This window comes from Serratia sp. CY52157 (genome assembly GCF_052168495.1).
In the GTDB taxonomy this organism is placed as follows: domain Bacteria; phylum Pseudomonadota; class Gammaproteobacteria; order Enterobacterales; family Enterobacteriaceae; genus Serratia; species Serratia ureilytica.
Genome location: NZ_JBJNMO010000001.1, coordinates 1435466 through 1448864, shown reverse-complemented (window position 1 = coordinate 1448864; position 13399 = coordinate 1435466). Strand labels below are relative to the sequence as shown.

At 60.2% G+C, this 13399-nt stretch carries 15 protein-coding genes; 5 read left to right on the top strand and 10 right to left on the bottom strand.

Annotation, left to right across the window (positions count from 1 at the left end):
* Positions 1-8 precede the first annotated feature (8 nt).
* The 5 genes from paaE to paaA are packed head-to-tail and all read right to left on the bottom strand — an operon-like array spanning position 9 to position 3602.
* Positions 9-1067, bottom strand: a complete 1059-nt coding sequence (gene paaE, locus ACJ8IP_RS06945; RefSeq protein ID WP_164106705.1) for a 1,2-phenylacetyl-CoA epoxidase subunit PaaE — start codon at positions 1065-1067, stop codon at positions 9-11.
* A gap of 13 nt (positions 1068-1080) precedes the next feature.
* Positions 1081-1578 carry a 1,2-phenylacetyl-CoA epoxidase subunit PaaD gene (gene paaD, locus ACJ8IP_RS06940; RefSeq protein WP_033643609.1) on the bottom strand — a complete coding sequence of 166 codons (498 nt, stop codon included), beginning with the start codon at positions 1576-1578 and terminating at the stop codon, positions 1081-1083.
* Between the two features lie 9 nt (positions 1579-1587).
* Complete coding sequence (paaC, locus tag ACJ8IP_RS06935) at positions 1588-2346, bottom strand: 1,2-phenylacetyl-CoA epoxidase subunit PaaC (RefSeq protein WP_164106707.1); 759 nt, start codon at positions 2344-2346, stop codon at positions 1588-1590.
* 8 nt (positions 2347-2354) lie between these two features.
* Positions 2355-2642, bottom strand: a complete 288-nt coding sequence (gene paaB / locus ACJ8IP_RS06930; protein ID WP_004935173.1) for a 1,2-phenylacetyl-CoA epoxidase subunit PaaB — start codon at positions 2640-2642, stop codon at positions 2355-2357.
* A gap of 21 nt (positions 2643-2663) precedes the next feature.
* The gene (paaA, locus tag ACJ8IP_RS06925) at positions 2664-3602 is read right to left on the bottom strand and encodes a 1,2-phenylacetyl-CoA epoxidase subunit PaaA (RefSeq protein ID WP_042784922.1); all 939 of its coding nucleotides are present in this window, start codon (positions 3600-3602) and stop codon (positions 2664-2666) included.
* 317 nt (positions 3603-3919) lie between these two features.
* Between paaA and paaZ the strand changes: the two genes are divergently transcribed.
* Positions 3920-5986: a phenylacetic acid degradation bifunctional protein PaaZ gene (gene paaZ / locus ACJ8IP_RS06920; protein ID WP_442524336.1), complete on the top strand. Its 2067-nt coding sequence runs from the start codon at positions 3920-3922 to the stop codon at positions 5984-5986.
* Between the two features lie 43 nt (positions 5987-6029).
* On the opposite strand, the gene ACJ8IP_RS06915 is transcribed toward paaZ, so the two are convergent.
* Positions 6030-6923 carry a Kdo hydroxylase family protein gene (locus ACJ8IP_RS06915; RefSeq protein ID WP_164106711.1) on the bottom strand — a complete coding sequence of 298 codons (894 nt, stop codon included), beginning with the start codon at positions 6921-6923 and terminating at the stop codon, positions 6030-6032.
* A 494-nt stretch (positions 6924-7417) separates the two neighbouring features.
* Complete coding sequence (locus tag ACJ8IP_RS06910) at positions 7418-8971, bottom strand: sensor domain-containing diguanylate cyclase (protein WP_060660554.1); 1554 nt, start codon at positions 8969-8971, stop codon at positions 7418-7420.
* A gap of 160 nt (positions 8972-9131) precedes the next feature.
* Between ACJ8IP_RS06910 and ACJ8IP_RS06905 the strand changes: the two genes are divergently transcribed.
* Positions 9132-9326 carry a hypothetical protein gene (locus ACJ8IP_RS06905; RefSeq protein ID WP_164106713.1) on the top strand — a complete coding sequence of 65 codons (195 nt, stop codon included), beginning with the start codon at positions 9132-9134 and terminating at the stop codon, positions 9324-9326.
* A gap of 15 nt (positions 9327-9341) precedes the next feature.
* On the opposite strand, the gene yjdN is transcribed toward ACJ8IP_RS06905, so the two are convergent.
* Positions 9342-9761, bottom strand: a complete 420-nt coding sequence (gene yjdN, locus ACJ8IP_RS06900) for a VOC family metalloprotein YjdN (protein ID WP_046687369.1) — start codon at positions 9759-9761, stop codon at positions 9342-9344.
* A gap of 176 nt (positions 9762-9937) precedes the next feature.
* Positions 9938-10858 carry a Kdo(2)-lipid IV(A) acyltransferase gene (locus tag ACJ8IP_RS06895; protein WP_033650814.1) on the bottom strand — a complete coding sequence of 307 codons (921 nt, stop codon included), beginning with the start codon at positions 10856-10858 and terminating at the stop codon, positions 9938-9940.
* A gap of 628 nt (positions 10859-11486) precedes the next feature.
* On the opposite strand from ACJ8IP_RS06895, the gene ACJ8IP_RS06890 reads away from it, so the two are divergent.
* From ACJ8IP_RS06890 to ACJ8IP_RS06880, 3 genes are all read left to right on the top strand, one after another.
* Complete coding sequence (locus tag ACJ8IP_RS06890; RefSeq protein ID WP_033643599.1) at positions 11487-11687, top strand: glycine zipper domain-containing protein; 201 nt, start codon at positions 11487-11489, stop codon at positions 11685-11687.
* A gap of 11 nt (positions 11688-11698) precedes the next feature.
* Positions 11699-11947 (top strand): GlsB/YeaQ/YmgE family stress response membrane protein, encoded by a 249-nt coding sequence (locus tag ACJ8IP_RS06885; RefSeq protein ID WP_004935146.1) that lies wholly within the window; start codon positions 11699-11701, stop codon positions 11945-11947.
* A gap of 95 nt (positions 11948-12042) precedes the next feature.
* Entirely contained in the window at positions 12043-12432 is a 390-nt protein-coding gene (locus tag ACJ8IP_RS06880; RefSeq protein WP_019453502.1) for a YidB family protein, read from the top strand.
* 3 nt (positions 12433-12435) lie between these two features.
* On the opposite strand, the gene ACJ8IP_RS06875 is transcribed toward ACJ8IP_RS06880, so the two are convergent.
* Positions 12436-13368, bottom strand: coding sequence for a LysR family transcriptional regulator (locus tag ACJ8IP_RS06875; protein WP_033650815.1), 933 nt, complete (start codon positions 13366-13368; stop codon positions 12436-12438).
* Positions 13369-13399 lie beyond the last annotated feature (31 nt).

Below are 13399 nucleotides of genomic sequence, written 5' to 3'. Positions count from 1 at the left end.
CGTGGCTCCTAGACGTCGAAGTCCAATACCACGCCGTCGCCTTTCGGCCACGACTGGCAGCTCAATACATAGCCCGCCGCCAACTGATCCGGCTCCAGGCTGTAGTTGACGCCCATCTCCACCTGGCCGGCCTTCAGACGGCATTTGCAGGTGGCGCATACGCCGCCTTTGCAGGCGTAGGGCAGGTCGGCGCCCTGGCGCAGCGCAGCGTCGAGAATGCTTTCGTCCTGTTCGCCGAGCTCGATATCCAACCGGCGGCCGTCGAGCAGGATTGTCACCCTGGCGGCGTTGCGATCGCCGCTGTGGCGCGGGCGGGCGACCAGGCCGCTGGTGTTGAAACGTTCGCTGTGGATGTGGTTGGCCGGGACGCCGGCCTGTTCCAGCACGGTCTGCGCGTCGTCCATCATCGATTCCGGCCCGCAGATGAAGGCGTGGTCATAGTCGCGGAAATCCAGCAGCGCGCCGCCGATCGCCGTCAGGCGTTCACGATCGATGCGGCCGCTGAGCAGCGGGCTGTCGAGACTCTCCTGGCTGAACAGGTACAGCGGCTGAAAACGCTGCGGGTAGCGGTTTTTCAGATCCGACAGCGCTTCTTTGAACATCATCGAACGGCTGTTGCGGTTGCCGTAGATCAGGGTAAAACTGCTGCCCGGTTCGAGCTGCAGCGTCGCTTTGATGATCGACAGCATCGGCGTGATGCCGGAGCCGGCGGCGATCGCCAGGTAGTTGCCGCGGCGCTCCGCCTGCGGCTGATAGCCGAAGCGCCCCTGTGGCACCATTACTTCCAGCGCATCGCCGACTTTCAGCATGCGGTTGACGAAGCCGGAGAAACGACCCTGATCAATCGCTTTTACGCCGATCTGCAGCAGGCCTTCCTGCGGCGAACTGCAGATGGAATAGCAACGCCGCAGCTCTTCGCCGTTGACCCGCGCCTTGAGCGTCAGGTGCTGGCCGGGGGTGTAGCGGTATTGGTTTTGCAGCTCTTCGGGCACCCGCAGGGTGATGGCCACGGCGTCCGGCGTTTCGCGCTCGATGGCGGCGACGTTCAGGCGATGAAAGACCGTCATGGTGTCAGCGCTCCTATATGCATTTGAAGTAGTCGAACGGTTCCCGGCAGTCGCAGCAGCGGTACAGCGCTTTACAGGCGGTAGAGCCGAACTCGCTGATCTTCTCGCTGTGGGTGCTGCCGCAGCGCGGGCAGGCGACCGGGCCGTGGGCGTGCGGCCGATCGCAGGTGTGGCCCTGCGGGGGCGCTACGCCGTATTGCCGCAGCCGCTCGCGGGCGTCGGCGTTCATCCAGTCGGTGGTCCAGGCCGGGCTGAGGCGAATGTCCACCCGCACCGGGCTGAAGCCGGCGGCCGTCAGCCGCTGCTCGATGGCGTTGAGCAAAAATTCGGTGGCCGGGCAGCCGGAATAGGTTGGGGTGAAGGTCACGCGCCAGCCGCTGCCGTCGCGCACCACGTCGCGCACCATGCCCAAATCGGTGATCGACAGCACCGGCAGTTCGGGATCGCTGATCTGCTGCAGGCAGTGCCAAATCTGCGGGATTTCGGCGGGTTGCAAACGAGTGACGTTCATCGCGGCCTCCTACCACTGACTGTTTGGATAGGCGCGCTGCAGGAACTGCATCTCCGCCAGCAGCGGGCCGAGGTGTTCGCTGTGCTGACCTTGCTTGCCGCCGTGACGGAACGCCTGCTCGGCAGGCAGCGTCAAGGTCGCCTGGCGCAGCGTCTCCGCCACCTGCGCCTGCCAGGGGGCCTGCAGCTCGCGCGGATCGACGGCGATGCCTTGTTCTGCCAACGTCAGCTCCAGCGCGTCGGCATGGAACAGTTCGGCGGTGAAACGCCACAGGTTATCCAGCGACAGTTGGATCTTGCGGTGGCTGATATCGTTACCGTCACCGAGGCGGATCATCCAGCCGCGGCTGAAACGCAGGTGGTAATCGGCTTCCTTCAACGATTTGGCGGCGATGGCGGCGATCTGCGCATCGCGGCTGCGGCTTAGCGCCTGGTGCAGCTGCACGTGGTAGGCGTCGAGCAGGAACTGGCGCACCAACGTGTCGTTGAAACCGCCGTTCGGCTGTTCCGCCAGCAGCAGGTTATGGAACTGGCGCTCGTCACGGCCGAAGGCCAGGCTGTCTTCGCTGCAGGGCGGGCCGGCCAGTTCGGCGGCGTAGCCCAGGAAGTGGCGCGCCTGGCCGAGCAGATCGAGACCGATGTTGGCCAACGCCAGATCGATTTCCAGCTCGGGCGCGTGGCCGCACCAGGCGCACAGGCGCTGGGCGAGGATCAAAGGCGTGTCGCCCTGGCGGAGCAAATAGCTGATGCGCGGATCGTTAACCGTCATGGTCGCCTCTACATGTTCTTGATGCCGTCGGGAATGGTGTAAAACGTCGGATGACGGTAGATCTTGTCTTCGGACGGATCGAAGAACGCGCCGCGATCTTCCGGCTGCGAGGCGATCAGATGGCGCGATTGCACCACCCAGATCGAGCAGCCTTCGTTGCGGCGCGTGTAGGCGTCGCGGGCGTTTTCCAGCGCCATTTGGTCGTCTGCGGCGTGCAGGCTGCCGACGTGGCGATGCGCCAACCCTTGTTTGCTGCGGATAAACACTTCATACAGCGGCCATTCAACGTGGCTCATGATCTCGGTTCCTTATGTTGGCTATGCGGCGGAAGCGGCGTTTTTCGCGGCGTGGGCCATGGCGCCGTCGCGTACCCAGGCGCCGTCTTCCCAGGCGCGGCGTTTGGCCTGCAGGCGTTCGTGGTTGCATTGGCCGCGTCCTTTGATCACTTCATGCAGTTCGCTCCAGTCGATCTCGCCGAAGCGATAGTGGCCGGCGGCCTCGTCCCAGGTAAGACTCGGGTCCGGCGCCGTCATGCCCAGCGCCTCAAGTTGCGGCACGGTGTTGTCGACGAACTTTTGCCGCAGCTCATCGTTGCTGTGGCGTTTGATTTTCCAGGCCATGCTCTGGGCGCTGTGAGGGGAGTCGGCGTCGCTCGGGCCGAACATCATCAGCACCGGCCACCAGAAGCGATCGATGGCGTCCTGCAACATCGCGCGCTGCGCATCGCTGCCGTGGGCCATCGCCATCACCGCCTCGTAGCCCTGGCGCTGGTGGAAGCTTTCCTCTTTGCAGATTTTCACCATCGCCCGCGCGTAGGGGCCGAAGGACGCGCGGCACAGCGCCACCTGGTTGACGATGGCGGCGCCGTCGACCAGCCAGCCGATCACGCCGATATCCGCCCAGTTGAGCGTGGGGTAATTGAAGATCGAGGAGTACTTCATTTTGCCGTCGAGCATCTTTTGGTAGATGTCCTGGCGCGAACAGCCGAGGGTTTCGGCGGCGCTGTAGAGGTACAGGCCGTGGCCGGCCTCATCCTGCACTTTGGCCAGCAGCACCGCTTTGCGGCGCAGCGTGGGGGCGCGCGTCAACCAGTTGGCTTCCGGCAGCATGCCGATGACTTCCGAATGGGCGTGTTGGCCAATCTGCCGAATCAGGTTCTGACGGTAAGCGTCCGGCATCCAGTCTTTGGCTTCGATAGCGATATCCGCCGCGATCTTGGCGTCGAAATGCTGCTGATACTGTGCTTCAGTTGTCATGCTTGCCTCTTGGTGATTCGTATTTTTCACATTGAATATAAAAATGTGAATCACTTTAACTAACCATAAGGCTACAAACTGATAACAAAAAGATCAAACGAGATTCATGTGGTTTTGCGAGCGCACTCACAAGTGAATTGATTATACTGTTGATTTTACTTGATAAATAAAGTCAACAACTCTGTGTTAACGACAGGGAAAGCGGCTTGAACGCGCTTCTTGTTCTCTTTTTGTTAAAATTGAGTTTTGCGTAAACTGGCATTTATTTGATACGTAATTAAGCTGTAGGGTGAAAATTTATGAATTTTGGAGGGCACATGCAGCAGTTACACAGTTATCTTTCTGGCGCCTGGGTGTATGGGCAGGGAGAGAGCCGCGAGATCCGCCACGCCGTGACCGGCGAGGCGCTGTACCAGGTCTGCTCCGACGGCCTGCCGTTAGCGGCGAGCCTGAGCTATGCCCGCCGCCACGGGGGGCCGGCGCTGGCGCAAATGACGTTCCAGCAGCGCGCCCAGATGCTGAAAGCGGTGGCGAAACACCTGCTGGCGCACAAAGAGGCGCTGTATCAGATTTCCTATCAAACCGGGGCGACGCGCAGCGACGGCTGGGTCGATATCGAAGGCGGCATCGCCACGCTGTTCGCCTATGCCGGCATGGCCGGCCGCGATCTGCCGGATGATACCCTGTGGCCGGAGGATGAGCTGATCCCGTTGTCGAAACAGGCGCAGTTCGCCGCTCGCCACGTATTGACCTCGCGCCCGGGCGTGGCGCTGCATATCAACGCCTTCAACTTCCCTTGCTGGGGCATGCTGGAAAAACTGGCGCCGACCTGGCTGGCGGGCATGCCGGCCATCATCAAGCCGGCCACCGCCACCGCGCAGCTGACGCAGGCGATGGTCAGGCTGATCGTCGACAGCGGGCTGGTGCCGGAAGGGGCGCTGCAGTTGGTATGCGGTGGCGTCGGCGACATGTTTGCGCACCTGGATTATCAGGATGCGGTGACGTTCACCGGTTCGGCGCAGACCGGGCAGCGGCTGCGCGCGCACTCGCGGCTGTTGGAGAAATCGATCGCCTTCACCATGGAGGCGGATTCGCTCAACTGCTGCGTGCTGGCGGAAGACGTAACGCCGGAGATGCCGGAGTTTGCGCTGTTTATCAAAGAGGTGTGCCGTGAAATGACCGCCAAGGCGGGGCAGAAATGCACGGCGATCCGCCGCATCATCGTGCCGGCGGCGCAGGTGGTTGCGGTGCGTCAGGCCTTGTTGCAGCGCCTGGCTGGGGTGACGGTGGGCGACCCGCAGCTGGAGCAGGTGCGCATGGGGGCGTTGGTCAGCCACGAGCAGCGTGATGATGTGCAAAGCAAGGTGGAGTTTCTGCTGCGCAACGGCTGCGAGCCGCTGTGCGGCGCGGCGATGGATAAGCTGGAAATCCTGGGCGACGGCGCGCGCGGCGGGGCGTTTTATCCGCCGACCTTGCTGTATTGCGCCGATCCGTTCACCCATCAGGCGGTGCACGGCACTGAGGCCTTCGGCCCGGTGGCGACGCTGATGCCGTATGCGGATACCGAGCAGGCGATCGCGTTGGCGTTGCTGGGGCAGGGCAGCCTGGCGGGCTCGCTGGTGACCGCCGATCCGGCATTGGCCAAGCGCTTCATTCGCGCGACGGCGTGCGCCCACGGCCGCATGTTGATTCTGGATGAACAGGCGGCGACAGAATCTACCGGCCACGGTTCGCCGCTGCCGATGCTGGTGCATGGCGGCCCGGGGCGCGCCGGCGGCGGTGAAGAGCTGGGCGGATTGCGTGCGGTGAAGCACTATATGCAGCGCACGGCGATCCAGGGCAGCCCGGCAATGCTGGCGGCCATCGGCGGCGAATGGGTGCGCGGCGCGCCGGTCGCCGAGCACCCGGTACATCCGTTCCGGAAATACTTCGAGCAGCTGCAGCTGGGCGACAGCCTGTTGACCGCGCGCCGTACCGTGACCGAAGCGGATATCGTCAACTTCGCCTGCCTGAGCGGCGATCATTTCTACGCGCACATGGACAAGATCGGCGCCGCCGATTCGCTGTTCGGCGAGCGGGTGGCGCACGGTTACTTTGTGGTGTCCGCCGCGGCCGGGCTGTTTGTCGATGCCGCCGTCGGGCCGGTGATCGCCAACTACGGCATGGAGAATCTGCGCTTTATCGAACCGGTGAAGATCGGCGACACCATTCAGGTGCGGTTGACCTGCAAGAAGAAGATCCGCAAGCCGCAGAAAACCGCCGAAGATCGGCCGCACGGCGTGGTGGTGTGGGATGTGCAAGTATTGAATCAGGAACAGCAGCCGGTGGCGCTGTACAGTATCCTGACGTTGGTGGCGCGCCAACAGGGGGACTTCGAGGCGTGATGCGCGCTTGCCGCCGCCGGAGCTGCCGGCGGCGGCAATCTATTCAGATCAGCGGCTGACCGCGCAGCTGTTCCAGCACTTTCAGCGGCGAGCGCTGCGGATCCTGCATCTTGTTCACCGGCAGCAAGAAGGTCTGTTCCAGCATAAACTGGCCGCCCATCGCGGCGTGCGGCGTTTGATCCGAGAAGCAAATCCAGCTGCTGCCCGGCGGAAACGCCAGCGCCAGCTGCGGCCCCTGTTGTTGATAATCGCCATCGGCCTTCATGGCGTCATGCAACTGCAGCATCAGGTGGTCATAATGGCTGCGGCGGGTTTTGGTGATGCGTACCCGGTGCTGCAGCCAGCTGCTGAAGGCGGAGTAGCGCGCCAGACGCGGCATAAAGCGTTGCGCCAGCTCAGGGAACGGTTCGCCGACGCGCCATTGGCGATGTTCACCGTGCGGATTGATGTTGGTGAAAATGCGCAGAATACGTTCACCGTAGTTCGGGCGCGACGGGAAAGCATCGACGTGCAGCCGGCTGTCGTCTTTGCGCCAGGAGCTGCTTGCGCGCCAGGCCGAAACCGGATGCAAACGCAGGCTGCCGGTCGGATGGTGCAGCGCCTCCCGATACTCGGGCAACAGCCCGGCGATCAGCTGGCGGCAAGATTGGTAATAACGTTCCAGCAGTTGCTGAACCTGCTGCCGGCGCTCCGCGACGGCGACGCCGGTCAGCTTGCCGGACAGCGGTTGATAGCTGATGTTTTTGCGCTTCGGATCGACCAGCGCCGGATCCAGCAGCGGCATTTCCTGCTCAGACAGGGTGAAGGCCAGTTCGGGCAGAAACAGCACCTTGCCCTGTTCCAGTTCGCTGACCGCGCTGGATGCTTCCGCTGCCGCCCATTGTCGCAACGGCAGCGTCAGGACGGCCTGTTCACGCATAATATCGCCAGTAGGCATGAGATCTCCTCGCAAATCTATATCGCTTTATTCCCGCCTTTCAGGTTGCCGCGTGGTTGGCTGCACTGGCTTGCGCCGTGGCTGGCTGGAGCGACGCCAAAAGTCTTTGCGTCGGTCGCCCAAATGCAACGTGAAATTTATGGGTTCTATTATGGATGTATCAGCAGGGCGCAGTGCGCCGAAGCGTGCGATGGCTTCCTGATATATAGAATAGTCCTGCTAAGGGTATCACCGGCAATGCCAATGAAAAGTAAACGGAGGCTAAACGAGGTTCGGCGTGGGCACGAATAATCAAAAATGGCACGAATTGTTCGCTGAATAGCGCATTTTTTATCTTATTGAATTGTAATGGAAATAAATATGCTGCTTATTTATTGGCGTTATTTCATTCCGAGAGCGGGGCAAATTGGGGAAATAATGTTTCGGCGGGAAATTATTTCATTTTTGTCGTGGGAATAAATCGGGCCGCCCAATTTTGGTGGCCCGATGAGTGATTAAGCGCCGTAAATGCAGTTTTTGCCTTTTTTCTTGGCCTGATACAGCGCGCTGTCCGCCTCATTGATAAAGCTGATCGGCGTATCGTTATACATATGCGGCACTTTGGCGCAGATGCCGATGCTGATGGTGACGATGCCGTGCGGGTTACCCTGATGCGGGATCTTCAGATCGCGCACCGCCTGGATGACGCGTTCGGCGAAAATCAGCGCGCCCTGCACGTCGGTATCCGGCAGGATAATCCCCATCTCTTCACCGCCGTAGCGCGCCAGAATATCGTTGCTGCGGCACGCCAACCCTTTCAGCGTCTGGCCGATCTGCTGCAGGCACTGGTCGCCGGCGACGTGGCCGTAGCTGTCGTTGTACTGCTTGAAGTAGTCGATATCCAGCATCAGCAGCGCCACGCTGCGGTAGTTACGCGAGGCGCGCGCCAGCTCGTTCTTCAGCGCAATGTCAAACTGGCGGCGGTTGGCCAGGCCGGTCAGGCTGTCCAGCAGCGCCAGTTCTTCCAGCATCTGGTTGATGCTGGTCAGCTGATCGCGGGTGCGCATCAGCTCGGCTTCGGTTTGCATGCTGTGCTTGATTTGCCGCAGCAGCACCGCGCCCATCGCCAGCAGGATCATCAGCAGAGAGAGGCCGCCGGCGGCGAACAGGCCGGCGTCGGTGCGCCAGTCCGCCAGCGCGTCGCGTTTCGACAGCCCGGCGGCGATCACCAGCGGAAAGCGGTTGACCCGCGAATAGCCGTAGATGCGCTCCACTTTGTCGTACAGCGAGGTGATGGTGGCGTTGCCGAATTCCGAATGCGGCAATATTTCGCTGAACAACACGCCCTTGGCGATATTTTTACCGATCGAGGCCGCCGAGTAAGGGCGGCGGTAGAGGATGGTGCCGTCCGCCAGCAGCAGATTTAGCGAGGCGTCGGTGTTGAGGGCGAAACTGTCGTAAAACTGGCGAAAATAATCGACGTACAGCGTCGCCAGCACCACGCCGCCAAAGCTGCCGTCCGGGTTGTTGAAGCGCCGCGAAACGGGGATGATTAGATCGCCGGTGGTGCGGCTGCGGATCACCTCGCCGATATACAAACCGCCGCCATCGCGGTTTTGGTGATATTTGAAGTAATCGCGATCGGCGTTGTTGGCGTTCTTGATGAATTTGCCCGAGGAGGTCGCCAGCCAGCGGCCGCTCGCATCGTAGATAAACATCCCGTGCAGCTGCGGCAGGTTGCCGACCTGGGTTTGCATCACCCGTTGCAGCCGGGTCAATTGCGAGGGCCCCAGCCCGTCGTTCTGGAGACGTTCGGTCAGATCGAGCAGATTGCCGTCTACCTGCATGAAGGTATCGTCGGCATGCTGCGCCAGCGAACGGGCGAGGTTGGCGGATTCATGCTCGGCGCTGCGCAGATCCCGCTGGTGCGCGTTCCAGATTTGCCAGCTGTTAAAGAGGATCAGCGTGGCGGCAACGATGATGACAAACACGCCGGCCTGAAATAATAATGGGGAGCTTTTAACGCTGCGCGGCGCCGCGGCATCCTGTATGGGTTGCTGCTGAGTCATGTCACCCTTGTTGTTTGATTACTATTCAATTTGAGTTAAGAGCAATCTTATATTTTATGCATAAATGCGCCAGACCTCTAGCCCTTAACGTGGCGATAGGGAGAAAGGCGCCTCGCACCCCGCATTTGCGGCGGTGTGAACGCGAAGGAGTAAAAGAGCCATGTCGGATTACATCATTATCGCTTTACTGACGCTGGCGGTGTATTACCCCCTCACACTGGGGGCGCTGGCGGTGATGATGTTCTTCGCCTGGCGGGGGCGACGGTCGCCTTATTGGCGGTTGGGGCTGGCGCTGTTGACGGTGTTGTTCGTGCTGTTCGCCAAAGCGGCGTATGACTGGCACCGCTACAGCTAGCGGCGCCATGCGGGGTTATTCGACGTTGATCATCCAGTTGACGCCGAATTTGTCGGTCAGCATGCCGAAGCCTTTGGCCCAGAAGGTGGCTTGATAAGGCATCGTCACCTGGCCGCCCTGCGCCAGATTATCGAACAGTTTGCGTCCTTGTTCCGCGTCGCTGGGGTTCAGCGACAGCGAGAAGCCTTTGTGGGAAGCGCCGCCGCTGTCATCCTGCGGACAGCCGTCGGAGGCCATCAGCACGCCGTCGCCAATCAGCAGACGCGCATGCATGATCGCTTCAGGATTGACGTCCTGCGGCCCGCCTTGGCGGGCTTCTTCGGGCATGTCTTTAAAGCGCATGACCATTTCAATTTTGGCATTCAACTGCTGTACATAGAAGTTAATCGCTTGCTCACAGTTACCGCTGAAGAACAAATAGGGTTGTACCAGCATGACATTGACCTCGGTTGTGGCCCGACAGGCAACGACCGGCCCTCGGGCGGGAAGAAATGATTGCTGGCGGCAATAATTGCCGTCGGTGACTTATTAGTGTAGTCCCCCTGACGTAGAATGCTCGTGCGAGGTGAGCGCCTTCGCCGCCGGCAGGGCGGGCGAAGGCACGAAGGCGGTTAATACAGCGAAGGTTCGCCGGGTGGGCGGGTTTTAAAGCGGCGGTGCAACCACATGTATTGATCGGGCGCCAGCAGCACCTGTTCTTCCACCACGCGGTTCATCATGGCCGCCGCGCGCGTTTCATCGTCCAGCGGGAAGTCCGTCAGCGGCGGCTGCACGATCAGCTCGTAGCCGCGGGCATTCGGCAGACGGCGCGGCACGAATGGCACGATCGACGGCCGCCCCATACGCGCCAGGATATAGGTGCCGGTCGTCGTGGCGGCGTTTTCCACGGCGAAGAACGGCGCGAACACGCTGCTTTGCGGGCCGTAATCGTGGTCCGGCGCGTACCACAGGATTTCACCCTGCTTCAGGTTGCGGATCATGCCTTTGATATCTTTACGATCGATCATGAATTTATTCGAGCGCAGCCGGCCCCAGGTCTGCACCCATTCCATCAGCTTGTTATTGTGCGGGCGGTGTACGCCGATGCCGGGGTTTTGCATGCCGAAGATGCGCGCGCCCAGCTCCAGAGTGAGGAAATGCAGGCCGATCAGCAGCACGCCTTTCCCGTCCTGACGCGCCAACTGCATGTTTTCCATGCCGCTCACCTTAAACCAACGGGCGATGCGCCAGTCAGGCCAGAACCAGGCCATGCCGACTTCGAACAGGCCCATGCCGACGGACTCAAAATTTTTGACAATCAGCGCCTCTCGTTCGGCGGCGGGCATCTCAGGGAAACAGAGTTCTAAATTACGGCGCGCTATTTTTACCCGGCGTTTCATCAGGGGCATGGCGATTCTGCCAAGGCCGTGTCCAAGCCGATAAATGAGCGGGTAGGGCAATAACACCAATAGATAGAGTATTCCCAGCCCTATCCACAGCAACCAATAACGAGGGCGCAAGAATTCGCGCTCAAAGCGTTGGTTTGAAATCATTTTTTCTGTTCTTCCTTTAATTTCGCAATGGGACCTTAACCCAAATTGTTATGTGCGAAATGATAGAGCATTTTTTGTGAGACCGGGTTTTCCATTCATGCTTTTTTTTACGCTTTATTTAAGCGCAGACGGGAAACGGAACGAAATGAGATTTTTACCGAGGGAAGGGCGGATATTCACCGCTATTTCAACCGGCTGGCGACATTGAAAAATAAGGACACAATTCAGCGCATCGCAAAAGTGACAACCGCTATGTAACCTTAGAGAAACAGCAACGCGGCGGAACCATCCCAAACGGCAGCCAGCGCATACAGCAGCGCGAGAATCAGGACAAAAGGGGCATTGAACATCGGCGTTTCCTCCAGGAGGCTGTGTTTAAAGTTTAGCCTGCCCAGATGACAATGGGATGAAATGCGATCGCTTTTGACGCGGTGAAATTCAGACGGACGGAAATGGGTAAACCGCTGATTTTTTACTATAGTCATAGTGTGATGTTGTGCGTTTGTCGCTGCACGCCCCGTCTTGAACGGCTGTGGGCAGAGTGTCCAGAGCAAGATCGCGGAACGGGCGGCGCCGGACGTGAAACAGGTGACGAAGTTCTCAGAGGGCGGGTCTGTAAGGATTTGACATGTCATATGAAAATGACGATCTAAGCGGTGTTGAGCAACCGAGCGACTACGTTAAAACCACCGCCTGCGAAGTGCGCAGCGGCGTAAAGGCAGCGCTCGAGCAATCATGTGCCTGCATCAAGGATAACCCTTGGGCAGGGGTAGGCGCCGGCGCCGTCGTGGGCCTGGTAATAGGATTTCTGTTAGGCAAAAGGCAATAGGGAGAGTAAAAATGGGCATCATTTCCTGGATCATTTTTGGTTTAATCGCCGGTATCCTGGCTAAATGGATTATGCCGGGCAAAGACGGCGGCGGCTTTATTGTTACCGTTATACTGGGGATCGTGGGCGCCGTCGTCGGCGGCTATATCAGCACCTTCTTCGGTATGGGACGCGTTGACGGTTTTAACCTGGGCAGCTTCGTGGTGGCGGTCATCGGTGCCCTGGTGGTGCTTTTTGTCTACAGGAAGATCAAAGGCTAAGCAGCCGTTGCTCAACAGGGTCGCCGCGGCGGCCCTTTTTCGTGAAATCAATCCGGCTGTGCGGCACGGGCCGCAGCGGCTGAAAGGGGAATATCATGGGTCTGTTCGATAGCGTATTGGGTAACATTCTGGGCGGCGGCGCCAACGGCAAAGGCATCGACTACATCGCCATTATGCAGTGGGTCGAGCAACAAGGCGGCCTGCAGGCCATTTTAGACAAGTTCCGCCAGGGGCAGTTCGGCGATATCGTCGGTTCCTGGCTCGGTAACGGCGAAAACCAGCCGATTACCGGCGATCATGTGCAGCAGGCGTTGGGCAGCGATGCGATCAATCAACTGGCTGAAAAGCTGGGCGTCGATCCGGCCCAGGCGTCCAGCACCATTGCACAGTTCTTGCCGACGGTAGCGGATGCCGCTTCGCCAAACGGTGAAGTGCAGCAAGACAGCAATGAACTGGGCGACATGGTCGGCAAACTGTTCAAATAATGATTATGCTCCCGGCGTCTGGCCGGGGGCATTCACTCCGCTAATTCCCTCGATCGCCGTCAACGCCTGTTGCAAATGCGCCACCCAGGCGCGCACTTTCTGCGGAATAAAACGTAAAGCGGGATAGACCGCATGCAGCGCCATGGGCGGGTAGCGGTATTCCGGCAAGACGGGAACCAGCGCGCCCGTCGCCAGCTGTTCGCCGATCAGCGGCCGCTGAGCGCCACCGATGCCGGCCCCGGCCTCGATGGCCGCCAGCAGCGATAAGGTATTGTTGGCGCGAAACGTGGGCCGCAGCGCGACCATCTCGGCGCCGTGGGGGCCGAGCAGGGTGAGCGTATCGCCATCGTTTAGGCCGCTGTAGCGAATGTGCGCATGTTTCACCAGATCCGCCGGCGAACGAGGGGCGCCATGCCTGGCCAGATAGGCCGGCGACGCGACCAGCAGGCGTTGCAGCTCACCCAACCGTTTCGCCACCATGCCGGGCGCGTGCAATTCGCCGAAGCGCAGCGCCACGTCGATGCCTTCGCCGATGACGTCGGCGCGGCGATCGTCCAGCAGCAGCTCGATGGTGAGATCCGGATGACGTTTTTGGAACGCGATGGCCAAAGGGGTGATATGCCGTTGCCCGAATCCGGTCGGCGCATGCAGGCGCAAATTGCCCTGCAGCTGGTGGTGCTGGCCGTGCAACGCCTCTTCCGCTTCGTCGACCGCCGCCATAATCGGTTTGAGACGCTGATAGTAATCATTGCCGGCCTCCGTCAGGGTGACCGCCCGCGTGCTGCGAAACAGCAGCTGCGCCCCCAACTGCTGTTCCAGACCGGCGATTTGCTGACTGACCGCCGGCTGCGTCAAACGCAGATCGCGCGCGGCGGCAGACAGGCTGCCCAGCTCCGCCACCCGCATAAAGGTTTTCATTGCGTTCAGCTTATCCATGTCGATTTTGCCTATAGATATTTCTTATTAG